The 15,574-nt window shown below is 73.9% G+C and carries 11 protein-coding genes; 6 read left to right on the top strand and 5 right to left on the bottom strand.

Annotated features, from left to right (window positions below; all coding sequences use genetic code 11):
• The first annotated feature begins 26 nt into the window (after positions 1–26).
• Both AB0F62_RS03105 and AB0F62_RS03100 read left to right on the top strand, forming a co-directional pair.
• Positions 27–1,019 (top strand): hypothetical protein, encoded by a 993-nt coding sequence (locus AB0F62_RS03105; protein WP_361791539.1) that lies wholly within the window; start codon positions 27–29, stop codon positions 1,017–1,019.
• A gap of 38 nt (positions 1,020–1,057) precedes the next feature.
• Positions 1,058–2,365 (top strand): adenylosuccinate synthetase, encoded by a 1,308-nt coding sequence (locus AB0F62_RS03100; RefSeq protein WP_361791537.1) that lies wholly within the window; start codon positions 1,058–1,060, stop codon positions 2,363–2,365.
• On the opposite strand, the gene AB0F62_RS03095 is transcribed toward AB0F62_RS03100, so the two are convergent.
• Positions 2,296–3,744 (bottom strand): VWA domain-containing protein, encoded by a 1,449-nt coding sequence (locus tag AB0F62_RS03095; RefSeq protein WP_361791535.1) that lies wholly within the window; start codon positions 3,742–3,744, stop codon positions 2,296–2,298. The genes AB0F62_RS03100 and AB0F62_RS03095 overlap by 70 nt on opposite strands.
• A gap of 203 nt (positions 3,745–3,947) precedes the next feature.
• Here AB0F62_RS03095 and AB0F62_RS03090 point away from each other — a divergent pair, with 203 nt between their 5' ends.
• Positions 3,948–4,457, top strand: a complete 510-nt coding sequence (locus AB0F62_RS03090; protein ID WP_361791533.1) for an NUDIX domain-containing protein — start codon at positions 3,948–3,950, stop codon at positions 4,455–4,457.
• Between the two features lie 64 nt (positions 4,458–4,521).
• On the opposite strand, the gene AB0F62_RS03085 is transcribed toward AB0F62_RS03090, so the two are convergent.
• Positions 4,522–6,876, bottom strand: a complete 2,355-nt coding sequence (locus tag AB0F62_RS03085; protein ID WP_361791531.1) for a glycoside hydrolase family 31 protein — start codon at positions 6,874–6,876, stop codon at positions 4,522–4,524.
• 221 nt (positions 6,877–7,097) lie between these two features.
• On the opposite strand from AB0F62_RS03085, the gene AB0F62_RS03080 reads away from it, so the two are divergent.
• Positions 7,098–9,113 (top strand): acetoacetate--CoA ligase, encoded by a 2,016-nt coding sequence (locus AB0F62_RS03080; RefSeq protein ID WP_361791529.1) that lies wholly within the window; start codon positions 7,098–7,100, stop codon positions 9,111–9,113.
• 32 nt (positions 9,114–9,145) lie between these two features.
• Here the strand turns inward: AB0F62_RS03080 and AB0F62_RS03075 are convergent, their stop codons facing one another.
• A complete protein-coding gene (locus AB0F62_RS03075) occupies positions 9,146–10,465 on the bottom strand; it encodes an aminotransferase class I/II-fold pyridoxal phosphate-dependent enzyme (protein WP_361791527.1) in 1,320 nt (439 codons plus the stop codon).
• Between the two features lie 48 nt (positions 10,466–10,513).
• On the opposite strand from AB0F62_RS03075, the gene AB0F62_RS03070 reads away from it, so the two are divergent.
• The gene (locus AB0F62_RS03070; RefSeq protein ID WP_361791525.1) at positions 10,514–11,863 is read left to right on the top strand and encodes an MFS transporter; all 1,350 of its coding nucleotides are present in this window, start codon (positions 10,514–10,516) and stop codon (positions 11,861–11,863) included.
• 31 nt (positions 11,864–11,894) lie between these two features.
• Positions 11,895–12,830 carry a hypothetical protein gene (locus AB0F62_RS03065; protein WP_361791523.1) on the top strand — a complete coding sequence of 312 codons (936 nt, stop codon included), beginning with the start codon at positions 11,895–11,897 and terminating at the stop codon, positions 12,828–12,830.
• 64 nt (positions 12,831–12,894) lie between these two features.
• Here the strand turns inward: AB0F62_RS03065 and ptsP are convergent, their stop codons facing one another.
• Positions 12,895–14,565, bottom strand: a complete 1,671-nt coding sequence (ptsP, locus tag AB0F62_RS03060) for a phosphoenolpyruvate--protein phosphotransferase (protein ID WP_361791521.1) — start codon at positions 14,563–14,565, stop codon at positions 12,895–12,897.
• Positions 14,566–14,644: 79 nt separating this feature from the next.
• A complete protein-coding gene (locus tag AB0F62_RS03055) occupies positions 14,645–15,094 on the bottom strand; it encodes a PTS glucose transporter subunit IIA (RefSeq protein WP_361791519.1) in 450 nt (149 codons plus the stop codon).
• Positions 15,095–15,574 lie beyond the last annotated feature (480 nt).

The raw sequence follows: 15,574 nt of genomic DNA, 5'->3' as shown, positions 1-15,574 counted from the left end.
GCCTGACTCACCAAGGGGGAACCACCATGGGCAGCGGAAGCTGGTCCACCAACGTCTACGACGCCGCCGCGCGCTACCGCGCCGCCAGCGGCACCGGCGCCTTCGCCTACAGCGACCGCGTCACCTCGTCCGCGCCGCGCGGTTCCTGGACCGCGCACCCCTCGCTCGACCCGAGGGACATCGCCGTCCGCGAGAGCCGCGACTCCGACGAACACCCCACCTCGCTCGCCATCGCCGTCCTGTTCGACGTCACCGGCTCCATGCGCACCGTCCCCCAGGTCCTGCAGACCAAGCTCCCCGAGCTCTTCGGCCTGCTGCTGCGCAAGGGATACACCGAGCACCCCCAGATCCTCTTCGGCGCGGTCGGCGACGCCACCTGCGACCGCGTCCCGCTCCAGCTCGGGCAGTTCGAGTCCGACAACCGCATGGACGACGACCTCGGCAACATCCTGCTCGAGGGCGGGGGCGGCGGGCAGATGACCGAGTCGTACGAGCTCGCCATGTACGCGATGGCCCGGCACACCTCGATCGACTGCCACGACAAGCGCGGCCGCCGCGGCTACCTCTTCCTGATCGGCGACGAACTGCCCTACGGCAAGGTCAAGGCCCGCGAGGTGCGCGATGTCATCGGGGACGACCTCGCCGAGGACATCCCCGTCACGCGGATCGTCGCCGAGCTCAAGCGGAAGTTCGACGTCTACTACATCCTTCCGGCCGGCTCCTCCTACGTCGGCAACGCCGAAGTGCTCGGGACCTGGCGCAAGCTGCTGGGCCAGAACGTCATCGAGCTCGACGACCTCGACGCCGTCTGCGAGACCATCGCCCTGACGATCGGGCTCGGCGAGGAGGCCATCGACCTTGCCGAGGGCCTCGACGACCTCGCCGACCTCGGCTCCACGGCCACCGCCACCGTCGGCAAGGCCCTCGCCGCCCTCGACCGCGACCGCGCGGCCGTCGCGGTGACGGACACGCCGCTGATCGACGGCGACGACACCGCGACCGGCACCACCCGCCTGTAGGCCCGTCCCGGAGAGCCCCGGAGGACCCTGGAGGACCCGTGCACACCATCGTCGTCGACCTCGGCTACGGCGACGCCGGCAAGGGCACCGTCGTGGACCGGCTCTGCGCCACCGAGCCGGTCCGCGCGGTCGTCCGCTTCAACGGCGGAGCCCAAGCGGCGCACAACGTCGTCACCACCGACGGACGCCACCACACCTTCGCCCAGTTCGGCTCCGGCACCCTCCAGGGCGTCCCCACCCACCTGTCCCGCTTCATGCTGGTGGACCCCCTCGCGCTGGCCGCCGAGGCCGACCACCTCACCGCCCTCGGGGTCCGCGCGCCGTACGCCCTGCTCAGCGTCGACCGGGCGGCCCGCCTCACCACCCCGTACCACGCAGCCGCCAACCGGCTGCGGGAGCAGGCACGCGGCGCGGCGCGGCACGGCTCCTGCGGCATGGGCATCGGCGAGACCGCCGGCTACGCCCTCGCCCACCCCGAGGACGCCCCCACCGCGGGCGACTGCGCCTCACGCCCGCGCCTGCTGCGCAAGCTGCGCCTCCTGCGCGACCGCCTCGCCGACGAGTTCGGCCGGCGCCTGCCCGCCCCGCCGCCCGAGGACTGCGCCGACGCCTTCACCGCCTTCGCCCGCGCCGTCACCCTCACCGGCGACGGCCACCTCGCCCGGGTCCTGCGCGAGGGCACCGTCGTCCTCGAGGGCGCCCAGGGCGTGCTCCTGGACGAGTGGCACGGCTTCCACCCGTACACCACCTGGTCCACGACCACGTTCGCCAATGCCGAGACCCTGCTCGCCGAAGCCGGACGTGAGGCCCGGCGGCTCGGCGTCGTACGGACGTACACCACCCGGCACGGCCCCGGACCACATGTCACCGAGGACCCGGAACTCGCGCCGCTGCTGCCGGAACCGCACAACGGCCACGGCCCGTGGCAGGGCGCCTTCCGCACCGGCCACTTCGACGCCGTCGCCCACCGCTACGCCGTCGACGTCTGCGGCGGAGTGGACGCCCTCGCCGTGACCCACCTCGACACGCCCCGCCGCTGCCCGCAGCTGCGGCTCGTCCGCGCGTACGACACCGGTGAGACGCGGCTGCCCACCGCCCCTCCGGGGGACCTCGACCGCCAGGCGGCCCTCACCGCACGGCTGCTGAAGGCGCGTCCGGCCCGCTGGGACGTGCCCGGCCCCGACCCGGCCGCCTGGTCGGAGGCGGTCGGTGAGGCGCTCGGCGCGCCGGTCGTCCTGGAGTCGTACGGGCCCACGGCCGCCGACAAAAGGGAGGTTCAGCGAAGGATCCCGGCCTGCCGCGCGGCCGTCAGCCAGGAGGGGAACTCCGACAGGAGCCGGTCGTAGAGCTCGGCGTCCGGCACGGTGGCGATGTCGTCCACGGCGAAGAACCCCACGTTGTCGACGCGCCGGCCCGGCAGGGTGTCGAAGCGCTCCAGCACCCCGTAGTTGGCCCGGCCCATCCCGACGAACTGCCAGAAAACCGGCTCCTCCACCGCCTCCCGCAACTGCTGCTCGATCTGGGCGTTGCGGTAGACGCCGCCGTCGGAGAAGAACAGCACGAGCGTCGGCGCCGCCGTCGGGTTGGCCCGCACATAGCCCCGGACCTCGGCGATGACCTTCTGCTCCTCGTTCTGGATGCCGACGAACCGCATGTCGACCTGGCCCGGCTGCAGCCCGTGCCGGGGCTTCTTGGGGCGGCCGAACAGGCTCAGCTCGCCCACCCGGACGTGCAGGCGCAGCCACAGCGGCAGTTCCGCGATCGTCAGGTCCGGCAGGCGCGCCGGGTGGGAGGCGAAGGTCCATGCCTGCATCTCGCCGTCGTCGTCCAGCTGCGCCGCGACGGCGGCCATGCGCTCGACCACGTCGGCGACGACCCCGCGCGCGTACAGGCCGCTCATCGAGCCCGACGCGTCGAGCACGAGGATCACCCGCGCCACGACGTCCGTCGCGCCGTGCTTGCGCAGGCTGACGGCCACCTGCTCCTTGCGCAGACTGAGCCGCTTGCGCATGTCGGGAGGCAGGTGCTCCTCGCCCTTGGTGAGCCGTACGGCCGGCGGCGGGGGAGCGGCCGCGGCCGGGAAGGGCGCCGGCGGGGGCACCGTCACGGGCAGCGGGGGCCGCGGGTACTGCGGTGGCGGTGGCGGCGCGGCTGCAGGTGCGACCGGCGCCGCGGGCGCCTCGGGAGTCCGCGGCGTGTCCACGGAGATGCCGAAGTCCGTGGCGAGTCCGGCCAGCCCCGAGGCGTAGCCCTGCCCGACGGCCCGGAACTTCCAGACCCCGTTGCGCCGGTACAGCTCACCGCCGAGGAACGCCGTCTCCGTCGTCGCCCCCATGTCGAACCGCGCGATCTCGGCCCCGTTGCGGGCGTCGAGCAGCCGTAGACGCAACCCCGGGACCTGCCCGAAGGTCCCGCCGTCCGCGGAGGCGCACAGCACGATCCGCTCGACCGCCGGCTCCACGCGGGCCAGGTCGACGTCGAGGGCGTCCGACGCCGGCCCCGGCCCCACCTGCTTCCCGGTGTGCCGCACGGCACCCGACGCGTGCGCGGGCTGGTTGTAGAACACGAAGTCGGCGTCCGAGCGCACCCGTCCGTCGCCGGCCAGCAGCAGCGCCGAGGCGTCGACGTCGGGCACGCCGGGCCCCGCGGTCCAGTCGAGCACGGCCCGCACGGCGGGCACGGGAACCGGGAGATTGGCGCCTTTGCCGAGGGATTCGGGTGTCACGGACGCCAGTGTGCCCTCTTGGAGGCCGCGCGGATAGGCGGGAGGGCGTCGCGTGCCGCCGGCTCTCGCCCGGCGTCGTCGTCGTTCGCCGCGGTTCCGCTGCGTCTGCCCTCTCCGCCCCGACACGACGGACAGGGTCCGGCACGGCACCCGGTCCGGAAGGGCCACCCGTGCCCGGCACTCCCATCGGATACAGTCCGCGCGTGACCACTCGTCAGAAGGACAGCCACTGCTCCTCCTGCGGTACGGAGTTCGCCCCCGACGCGGGCTGGTCGCGCACCTGCGCCGCCTGCGGTGGCGTCACGTACCGCAATCCGCTCCCCGTCGCCGTCGCCCTGCTCCCGGTACGGACCGCCGAGGGCACCGGGCTGGTCGTCGTGCGCCGGGCCATCGAGCCGCGGCGCGGACTGCTCGCGCTGCCCGGGGGGTTCGTCGATCTCGGCGAGACCTGGCAGGAGGCGGTCGTCCGCGAACTCGACGAGGAGACCGGCATCAAGGCCGCCGCCGGGGACGTCCGCCTCGCGGACGCCCTCAGCGGCGACACCGGGCACCTGCTGGTCTTCGGCCTCCTGCCCGAGCGCGCCGCCGAGGACCTCCCGCCCGCCGCCGTCACCGACGAGACCGACGGCCGGGAACTCATCCTCGCCCCCGTGGAACTGGCCTTCCCGCTGCACACCGAGGCGGTGCGCAACTGGTTCGACGGCCGTTACTGAGCCGCCGCCACGGAACCGCCACTACTGCGCCGCCGCCACGGAACGGCCCATCGCTGAGCGGCCGCTACCCGTCGACCGTGCCGCGCACCCGCACGGGGTACCCCACCTCGTCGTGTTCCTCACGGACGACGACGACCTCCCCGTCCGCCACCCGCGAGGTGAAGCGCTCCACCCGCGGGTCGGCCCAGCCGTCCCCGGCGTCGGTGATCAGCGTGCCGCCCCCGGTACGCCCGGGAGCCGGCGCCCAGACCTCCAGCGCCACCGTGCCGTCCTCCTCCGCCACCGGCACCACGGCGCCCGCCCGCGCCAGGACCGGGATCCGTTCCGGCGGCGCGGGCAGCAGCACCTGCCCGGGCCCCTGGTACGCCGCACCGGTCGCCGTGTCGTACCACCGGCCCCGCGGCAGCCGGACCGCCCGCTCCGTCGCCCCCTGCTCCAGCACCGGGGCCACCAGGAGCGCGTCCCCCAGCAGGAAGGCGTCCCCGCAGGCACGCAGCTTGCGGTCCTCCGGATCGCCCCACCACACCGGCCGCACATAGGGCGCCCCGGAGTGCCGTGCGGTGTGCGCCAGCGTGTAGAGGTACGGCATCAGCCGCTCGCGCTCGCGCATCGCCGCCCCCGCGGCCTCCAGCACCCGGGGCCCGAACTCCCACGGCTCACGGTGCCCCGCGTGGAGCGCCGAATGGGTGCGGAAGAACGGGAACCAGGCGGCCATCTGGAACCAGCGCAGATACAGCTCCGGCGACGGGCTCCCGGTGAAGCCGCCCACGTCCGGGCCCGAGTACGGGACCCCGCACAGGCCGAGCCCCAGCACCAGCGACAGCGAGGAGCGCAGCCCCGGCCACCCCGTCGACACGTCGCCCGACCACGTCCCGCCGTACCGCTGCATGCCCGCCCACCCGGAGCGGGAGAACAGGAACGGCCGGGCGTCCGGGCGCAGTTCGCGCAACCCCTCGTGCCCGGCCCGGGCCATGGCCAGCCCGTACACGTTGTGCGCCTCGCGGTGGTCTCCGCCGCGGCCCTCCAGGGAGTGCCGGGCGGACCGGGGGAGGGTGGTGTCCCCGAACGCGGCGAAGGACACCGGCTCGTTCATGTCGTGCCACACCCCGGCGAAGCCCTGCGTCAGCCGCTCCGCGTAGAGCCCGCCCCACCACTTGCGCACCCGCGGGTCGGTGAAGTCGGGGAAGACCGCGTCGCCCGGCCACACCACGCCGCGCACCGGACGCCCCTGCGCGTCGCGTACGAAGGCGTCGGCCGCGGCCCCGCTGTCGTGGACGGGGTTCCCCGGCTCCAGCTTGACCGCCGGGTCCACGATCGACACCAGGCGCACCCCGTGCCCGCGCAGCTCCTCGGCGAGCGCGGGCAGGTCGGGGAAGTGCTCGCGGTCGACGGTGAAGACCCGGTGGCCGTCGTAGTGGTCGATGTCCAGGTGCAGCGCCGACAGCGGCAGTTCGCGCTCGCGGTAACCGGCCGCGACCCGCCGCACCTCCGCCGCCGTGCCGAAGCCCCAGCGCGAGTGCTGGTAGCCCAGCGCCCACCGCGGGGGCAGCGCGGGCCGCCCGGTCAGCGCGGTCCAGGAGGCGAGGATCCGCGCGGGCGTGCCGGGGATCACCCAGTAGCGCAGCGGGCCACCGTCCATCCGCACCTCGCAGCCGCCGGGCCGGTCGTGGCCGGAACCCGCGCCCTCCTCCCCGTCGCGCAGGGTGACCCGGCCGTCCCAGGTGTTGTCGTGGAACACCAGATGGCCGCCCGCGTCGGCGACCACCAGCTGCACCGGCATCGTGATGTAGAGCGGATCGGTCTCTGGCTCGAAGGCACCGCCGGGGTCGGTGTTCCACAGCCGGTACGTCCCCTCGCCCAGCCGCGGTCCCGAGGCCCGCCCGCCGAGCCCGAACACCGCCGCGTCCGCGGCCGTCTCCGACCGCTGCACCCAGCGCGGCTCCGCGCCCTCCGTCGCGGTCAGCGGATCCCACCAGCGCGGCGGCAGGTCCCGCCGCAGCAGCAGACCGCCAGGGGTGCGGAACTCCACCGCCCCGTGGCGGGAGACCAGGACGGTGATCCGCTCCGACACCACCCGCCAGCCGTCCTTGTCGGGCTCGATGACCGCCCGCGTGTCGGCGTCGGGACACCCGCCGTCGAGCGCGTACGACGGCTCCGGCTCGGCACCGTCCCAGCCGCAGAACACCGCGCCGCCCACCGCGACCCGCACCCGAAGGCTCGACCGGGCGAAGCGGACCACCCCGCCGCCCGGCAGCGGATCCGCGCCCTCGGCAGGTCCCGGCACCCTCGCCCGCTCCGGCCCGCGCCGCGGCAGGTCCCTCGCGTCGGTGCGCTGCCGCCGCCATGCCGCACGCACCGCCCTCAGCCCGTTCGCCGATCCGACCTGCCGTACCTGTCGCACCAGGTCCCGAGCATCCATAAGGCCCACCCTTTCACCGTTCCCGGCCGCCCCCGCCGCCGGCCGGCCACCTTCCACCTGGCGGCCCGGCACATGGTTCCACCCCCGAATGTGTGGGGTGTGCCCTGGCGCCCGAGACGATCACGTGGCATCGTCCTGCCCAGCCGCGACCGGGGACATTCCGCCCGGCCGGGGTCCAGCCGCACATCACGCAGCGTCGCGTACCGTCCGGGAGTCGCCCCATGAGCACCACACCTGAGTCCACCGCCGACCCGGCGACCGAGCAGCCCCTCTGGCAGCCCGGCCCGGACCGTGTCTCCGGTGCCCAGGTGACGCGCTTCCAGACCTGGGCCGCCGAGCACCACGGCGCGCCCGCCGCCGACCTCGCGGACCCCGTCGCCGGATACCACGCGCTGCACGCCTGGTCGGTGCGCGAGCCCGAGACCTTCTGGCGCTCCGTCGTCGAGTGGTTCGACGTGCGCTTCTCGTCCCCGTACGAGACCGTCCTCGCCGACGCCTCCATGCCGGGCGCGAAGTGGTTCCCCGGGGCGACCCTCAACTACGCCGAGCACGCCCTGCGCCCGGCCGACGACGAGGCCCGCGCGCAGGCGCCCGCGCTGCTCCACCTCGACGAGCGCCACGAGATCGGCGAGACCGGCTGGGCCGAACTGCGTCGCCAGGTCGCCTCCCTCGCCCACGAGCTGCGCGCCCTCGGCGTCCGCCCCGGGGACCGGGTCAGCGGCTACCTGCCCAACATCCCGCAGGCCGTCGTCGCCCTGCTGGCCACCGCGGCCGTCGGCGGCGTGTGGACCTCCTGCGCCCCGGACTTCGGCGCCCGCAGCGTCCTGGACCGCTTCCAGCAGGTCGAGCCCGTCGTCCTGTTCACCGTCGACGGCTACCGCTACGGCGGCAAGGAGCACGACCGTACCGGCGTCGTCGCCGAGCTGCGCGCCGAACTGCCCTCGCTGCGCGCCGTCGTCCACATCCCGCTGCTGGGCACTCCCGCCCCCGAGGGGACCCTGGAGTGGGACGCCGTGGTCTCCGGCGACCACGAGCCCGTCTACGAGCAGGTCCCCTTCGACCACCCGCTGTGGGTGCTCTACTCCTCCGGCACCACGGGCCTGCCCAAGGCCATCGTCCAGTCCCAGGGCGGCATCCTGCTGGAGCACCTGAAGCAGACCGGCCTCCACCTCGACCTCGGGCCGGGTGACCGGTTCTTCTGGTACACCTCCACCGGCTGGATGATGTGGAACTTCCTCGTCGGCGGCCTGCTCGCGGGCTCCACGATCGTCCTGTACGACGGCAGCCCCGGCTTCCCCGACACCGGCGCCCAGTGGGGCGTGGCCGAGCGCACCGGCACCACCGTCTTCGGCACGTCCGCCGCGTACGTCATCGCCTGCCGCAAGGCCGGCGTCCACCCCGGCCGCGACCACGACCTGCCGGCCGTCAAGTGCGTCGCCACCACCGGCTCCCCGCTCCCGCCGGACGGCTTCCGCTGGATCCACGACGAGGTCAAGGAGGACGTCTGGATCGCCTCCGTCAGCGGCGGCACCGACGTCTGCAGCTGCTTCGCGGGCGGCGTCCCCACCCTCCCGGTGTACATCGGCGAGCTCCAGGCCCCCTGCCTCGGGACCGACCTCCAGGCGTGGGACGCGTACGGCAAGCCCGTCACCGACGAGGTCGGCGAGCTGATCGTCACCAACCCCATGCCGTCGATGCCCGTCCACTTCTGGAACGACCCCGACGGCGCGCGCTACCGGGACAGCTACTTCGAGATGTTCCCCGGCGTCTGGCGGCACGGCGACTGGATCACCCTGACCTCGCGCGGCACGGTCGTCATCCACGGCCGCTCCGACTCGACGCTGAACCGCCAGGGCGTCCGCATGGGCTCCGCGGACATCTACGAGGCCGTCGAACGGCTCCCGGAGATCCGCGAGTCGCTCGTCATCGGCGTCGAGCAGCCCGACGGCGGTTACTGGATGCCGCTGTTCGTCCAGCTCGCCGAGGGCGCGGTCCTCGACGACGCCCTCCGCGACAAGGTCAAGCGCACCATCCGCGAGCAGCTCTCCCCCCGTCATGTCCCCGACGAGATCGTCCCGGTCCCCGGCATCCCGCACACCCTCACCGGCAAGCGCATCGAGGTCCCGGTGAAGAAGCTGCTCCAGGGCACGCCCCTGGACAAGGCCGTCAACCCGGGCTCGGTCGACAACCTGGACCTGCTCAGGTTCTACGAGGAGCTGGCCCGCACGCGGGGCTGAGCGCCGCCGGGGTGGGGCGGGCCCGGCTCGCCTCACCCCCCGTACGTCGCACCGAACTCCCCGAGCACGCCGGCGAAGTCGGCGGCCAGCGCACGCGCGTCCGCGGGCCGCAGTTCCGCGGTGGTGATGCGCACCCCGGGCCCGGCCGCCAGCCGGAACCTCGCCCCCGCGGCCACCCACCACCCGCGCGACCGCAGCCCGTTCACCACCGCCGCCTCGTCGCGCACCGGCACCCACACGTTCAGCCCGCTCGCCCCGTGCGCGGTGATCCCGAGCTGCCCCAGTTCGCCGATGAGCGCCACCCGGCGCTCCGCGTACGCGTTCCGGGCGCCGGCCACCAGCAGTTGCGCCGCCGCGTCCGTCATCAGCCGCGCGACCATCCCCTGCAGCACATGGCTGATCCACCCCGAGGTCAGCAGCAGCCGCCCGTCGTGCCGGGCCAGTGTCGTCGGGTCACAGGCCAGGGCCGCCCACCGCAGGTCCGTACCCAGGTACTTGGTGACCGTGCGCACCTGTGCCCAGCGCGGCAGCCCTCCCGAGGTCAGGCTGTTCAGCGGCACGCCCGCGATCTCCGCGGCGTGGTCGTTCTCCACCACCAGCACGTCGGGCGCCTCCCGCAGGACGGAGAGCAGCGCGTCCCGCCGCTCCGGCGAGAAGCAGCCGCCGTAGGGGTTCTGGGAGCGCGGACTGCAGACCACCGCCCGAGCCCCGGCCCGCAGCGCGTCGCGGAGCGCGTCGGGCCGCATGCCCTCGTCGTCGACCGCGACGGGCAGCATGCGCAGCCCCAGCACGGGCACGAGGTCGAGCAGGTGGTGGTAGCCCGGATCCTCCATCGCCACCGCGTCGCCGGGCCGCGACTCGACGGAGAGCAGGCGGCCGACACAGTCGAGCGCACCGTGCGCGAAGGTCACGTCCCGCGCCGGCACCCCGTCGCGGTCGAACCACGCGCGGGTCAGCTCCTCCAGCTCCGGCAGGCGCGGGGCCGCGCGGTGCGACCGCACCCCGGGCTCCACACTCACCGATGGCGGCAGCTCCGGCACGAACGCCGGATCCGGATGCCCGCCCGCCAGGTCCCGCAGTCCGGCCGGCACCTTCGGCGGCCTTCTGGAGGCCACGGCCGGGGCTTCCGCGACGACGGTGCCGCCGCGCCCGCGCGTCACGACGATGCCGCGCCCGCGCAACTCCTTGTACGCGGTCGCCACCGTGCCGGGGCTCACGCCCAGCCGCTCGGCCAGCGTCCGCACCGGCGGAAGCGCGGCCCCGGGGGACAACGCGCCGTCGGCCACGCCCCGTTCGACGGACGCGGCAATGGCCTTGGCGCTCGTGCCGCTGATCGCATATTGTGCTGCCACATTCGAAAGTATGTACCGATACAAACTTCGGGGTCAAGGGGGCAGTGCATGCGATTCCCTCGCAGCCGCAGCGACATCGAGGACCTCATACCGGGCGGCCGCGACGGCCGCCGCCTGCTGTGGGTCAGCCTCACCGACAAGGCCGGATCCGGCCTCTGGTACGGCACTTCGGCGCTCTACTACACCTATGTGGCCGGGCTCGCCCCGCACCAGATCGGCCTCCTGCTCGGCGTGGCCGGCGCGGTCGGCGTCGCCGGCACGCCCGTCGCGGGCCGAGTCGCCGACCGCGTCCCGCTCACCCGGCTGCTCCCCGCCGTCCACGCCCTGCGTGCCGCCGCCGCCCTCGGGATCCTGCTCACGGGCACGTTCTGGCTGCTGCTGCCCATCGCGGCGCTCGGCAGCCTCGGCGACCGCGCCGCCTCCGTCCTCACCAAGCTGTACGCCGCGCGCGTCGCGGGCCCGGACCGCGTCCGCTACCAGGCGCTGCAGCGCACCGTCGTGAACATCGGATTCGGCCTCGGCGGACTCGCCGCCGCCGTCGCCCTCGCGGTCGGCACCGACACCGCCTACCGCGTCATGCTCGCCGGGGACGCCCTCTCCTTCGCCGGCGCCGCCCTGCTCGTCCTGCGCTGCGCCGAACCCCCGTCCCCCACGCGGGTGGTGACCGCCGCGTCCACCGCCGTCGGCGGGGCACCGCCCCGGAGCGAGGCCCCGGCCACCAGCCCCTGGCGCGACCGCGGCTACCTCGCGTACACCGCCACCGAGACCCTGCTCCTCCTCGACGACACGGCGCTCAACGTCGGCCTGCCCCTGTGGATCGCCACCGCGACCGTCGCGCCGCACAGCCTCGTCGCCCTGCTCTTCGTCCTGAACAACATCCTCGTCGTGCTCTTCCAGGTCCGCCTCAGCCGCCTCGGCGAGGAGCCCCGCAAGGCGGCCGCCTCCCTGCCACTGCTCGGCGCCGCCTTCCTCGTCGCGGGAGTGGCCATGGCCGTCTCGACCGCGGACTCGGAGGGGATCGCGATAGCCGCCCTCGTCGTCGCCGCCACGGCCTTCACCGCCGCGGAGATCGTCCATGCCGCGATCTCCTGGGAGTTGTCCCTGGCACTCGCCCCCGAACGCTCCCAGGGCGCCTATCTGGGCGTCCACGGACTCGCGCAGTCGGCCCAGCGCTCGGCGGGCCCGGTACTCCTCACCTCCGCCGTCATGGCCGCGGGGCCGCTCGGCTGGCTCGGCCTCGGCACCGGGCTCGCCGCCGTGTCCGTCGGCCAGCGGGCCCTCGTGCGCCGCCGCCTGGACCGGCTCGACCAGCGGGAACGCCCTGCGGACGCCGCCCCGAAGACCCCCGCGGTCCCCAACGGAACGGTCACTGTCAGTGGCGTCGATTACGGTGAGTGACAGTTGACCGCCGTACCGAGGGGGAGCCGTCATGGCACACACCAAGCACCGCAAGCAGACCAGCCGCCCCGCCCGCCGCGCGGCGAGGACCGGCCGCCGCGCCCTGCGCCGCGAGGCGCCGACCACCGTCGCCGTCCTCACCGATCCCGGTGACTTCGCCGCCATGCGGGCCTACCGCAGCTTCACCTTCGACGACCACGCGACCTACCTGCGGCAGATCGAGGGCCTCCTGCGATCCCTCGCCTCCCGCGGGATCCACGTCCGCGTCGGTCCCTTCGACCCCGGGGAGTACGCCGAGTACTGCGCCGACACCGGCCACGAACCCGACAGCTCACGCACCCGGACGCGGTACGCCGCCGACGTCACCACGGCCGGCCCCACCGTCCCCTACACGGGCCAGCCCCTCGAACTCCTCGTCACCGAGCTCGAGTACGAGGCGGGCCGCCAGGCCACCTGGGAACGGGCCTCCGGCATCCTGGCCGCCGCCGGGGAGTGCGCGGGCTGCGGCGACGACCTCGCCCGCACCTCCTTCGACCGCGCCTCCCAGGCCCTGATGCGCCTCCTCGAAGCCGCCGGACCGGGCCACCACCACCTGGTGTGCAGCGTGCCCGCCGAGGGCGGCACCCTCCTGGCCGCCCTGCACGCCCGCTGCGACGACCAGGGCATGGTCCACCTCGTCGAGGCCGAGGCCCTGGTCTGCTGCACCGTCCTCGCCGCCGGGATCGCCGAGGACAGCCCAGGAGGCGTCGTCCTGCGCAGCGGCACGAGCGACGGGCGCGGCAGCCCGCCGGGCCGTCCGGACGAGGTCCGCGGCTGGACCCTGCGCGACGGCTGGCTCCAACCCCTCACCGAGGCGCAGGTGTTCAACGCCTACTGCACGGACGCCGCGTCCGGCGACCCCGTCCCCCCGGAGCCCGGAGTCCTCCACCGCCCCGGATTCGTCCTCCCGCCCCCGGAGGACGGCTGATCCCCGGAACACCACGGGGCGTCCCACCCACTGGTGGGACGCCCCTCGGGAGGACGGGCAGCGGTCACTCCCCGGACAGCACCGCCTGCGCCGCGCGGCGCGCCTCCTCGGCCGTATCGGTCGCCCGAGCGGCAGCCGCCGCCCGCTCGCACTGCGCCAGGGTGTACTTCGCCAGCGTCGCCCGCACATAGGCGATCGACGCCGCGCCCATCGACAGGCTCGTCACACCCAGACCCGTCAGCACACACGCCAGCAGCGGATCGGAGGCCGCCTCACCGCACACCCCGCAGCTCTTGCCCTCGGCCCGCGCGGCCTCGGCGGCCGCCGCCACCAGGTCCAGCAGCGCCGGCTGCCAGGGATCCTGCAACCGCGACACCGAACCGACCTGGCGGTCCGCGGCGAAGGTGTACTGCGCCAGGTCGTTCGTACCCAGCGAGAGGAACTCGACCTCCTGAAGGATCGACCGCGCCCGCAGCGCCGCCGACGGGATCTCCACCATCGCCCCGAACTTGGCGTGCAGACCGGCCTCCCGGCACGCGTCGGCGAACGCCTTGGCGTCGATCCGGTCCGCCACCATCGGCGCCATGACCTCGAGGTACACCGGCAGGCCCTCGGCGGCCCGGGCCAGCGCCGTCAGCTGCGTCCGCAGCACGTCCGGGTGGGCGAGCAGCGTACGAAGACCGCGCACGCCCAGCGCCGGGTTCGGCTCGTCCGCCGGCGTCAGGAACTCCAGCGGCTTGTCCGCCCCCGCGTCCAGCACCCGCACCACGACCCGGCCCTCGGGGAAGGCCTCCAGCACCCGCCGGTAGGCCTCGACCTGCTTCTCCTCCGACGGCGCCTTCTTCGAGTCGTCCAGGAAGAGGAACTCGGTACGGAACAGGCCCACACCCTCGGCGCCGGCCTTCACGGCGGCCTCGACATCGGCGGGGCCGCCGATGTTCGCCAGCAGCGGCACCTTGTGCCCGTCCGACGTGGCACCCGGCCCCGAGGACGCGGCCAGCGCGGCCCTGCGCTCCTCCGCGGCCTTCGCCAGCTCGGCCCGCCGGTCACGGCTGGGGTCGACATAGATGTCGCCGGTGCTGCCGTCGACGGCGACGACCGTGCCCTCCGCCAGTTCGGTGGCGCCCGGCAGCGCCACCACCGCCGGCACGCCCAGCGCCCGCGCGAGGATCGCGCTGTGGCTGGTCGGCCCGCCTTCCTCGGTCACGAAGCCGAGCACCAGCGACGGGTCCAGCAGCGCCGTGTCCGCCGGCGCAAGGTCGCGTGCGATCAGCACATACGGCTCGTCACTGTCCGGCACACCCGGCATCGGCACCCCGAGCAGCCGGGCCACGATCCGGTTGCGGACGTCGTCCAGGTCCGCCACCCGTCCCGCCAGGTACTCGCCCGCGTTGGCCAGCAGCGCCCGGTAGGAGGCGAAGGCGTCGTACACCGCGCGCTCCGCCGAGCTGCCCACCGCGATACGGCGCTCCACGTCGGCCATCAGCTCGGGGTCCTGCGCCATCAGCGCCTGGGCCTCCAGCACCGCCTGCGCCTCGCCGCCCGCCAGGTTGCCGCGGGCGATCAGGTCGTTGGCCACGGCATCGACCGCCTGACGCGCCCGCGCCTGCTCGCGCGGCGCCTCGTCGGCGGGAATCTGCTTGGCCGGGGGCTCGAGAACCGCGGTTCCCATGTGCCGTACCTCGCCGATCGCCACACCGTGGCTGACACCGACGCCTCGCAGCGTTGTCTCCATCTCACCCGTCTCCGGTTGTCGCGGACGCTCGCGACCGCGTTGCCTGTGTATATGCGTCGGGAGTGGCCTTGCCGAAAGGCTACGTCCAAGAGAAGAGCGCGGCCCCGGCGGTCACCTCGCCGTCCTCGACGAGACCGGTCAGCGCCTGGGCCGTCGCCTCGAGCGCCACCACGGGGCACACCGCGGACTTGCCCGCCGCCTCCACGGCCGCCGGGTTCCAGCGCACCATCTCCTGGCCGCGCACGACGGTGTCGCCCTTGTTGACGAGCACCTCGAAGCCCTCGCCGTTCAGCTGCACGGTGTCGATACCGAGGTGAGTGAGCACTCCGTGCCCCTCCGCGTCGACCACGACGAAGGCGTGCGCGTGGAGCGACACGACCACACCGTCCACCGGCGACACGGCCACCGACGGCTCACGCACGGGGTCGATCGCCGTTCCGGGCCCCACCATGGCCCCCGAGAATACGGGGTCGGGCACCGCGGCCAGCCCGATGACGCGCCCGTTCAGGGGCGACGAGACAGTCGTCATGATGAAGCCTCCAAGCAAGTGGTCCAGACCACTCAGTCTGCCACCCCCGCGAGCGCGGGCACACCACGGCACCGCCGATTTGCTCCGACCGGGCTCCTCCAGTACGTTGGCACAACCCCCGCGACGAGAACGCCACGGAAACGTGTGCCCTCACAGCGGTGCGGTAAATCAGACGGAAAGCATCTGCTAAAGTCTGGGAGCGCGAAAGCCGAAAGGCCGAAACGCAAAAGCAGGAAATTCCCGCCGGCGGGAATCGGGCCCGAAAGAGTCTGATAAAGTCGGAGACGTCGAAAGGCGAAAGCCCGGAGACAAAAACCCCGCTCCAGCAGGGGGCCGGAAACGAAGAGCGGAAACGCGAAACGGATCTGGTAAGGTTGGAAACACAGAAGGGAAAGCCCGGAGGGGCCGGTGAAACGGTCTCGAAGGAAGCTTCCGTTCCTTGAGAACTCAACAGCGTGCCAAAAGTCAACGCCAGATATG

This window comes from Streptomyces sp. NPDC026673, from assembly GCF_040638135.1.
Taxonomy (GTDB): domain Bacteria; phylum Actinomycetota; class Actinomycetes; order Streptomycetales; family Streptomycetaceae; genus Actinacidiphila.
This window is presented reverse-complemented; position numbering and strand designations above follow the sequence as displayed.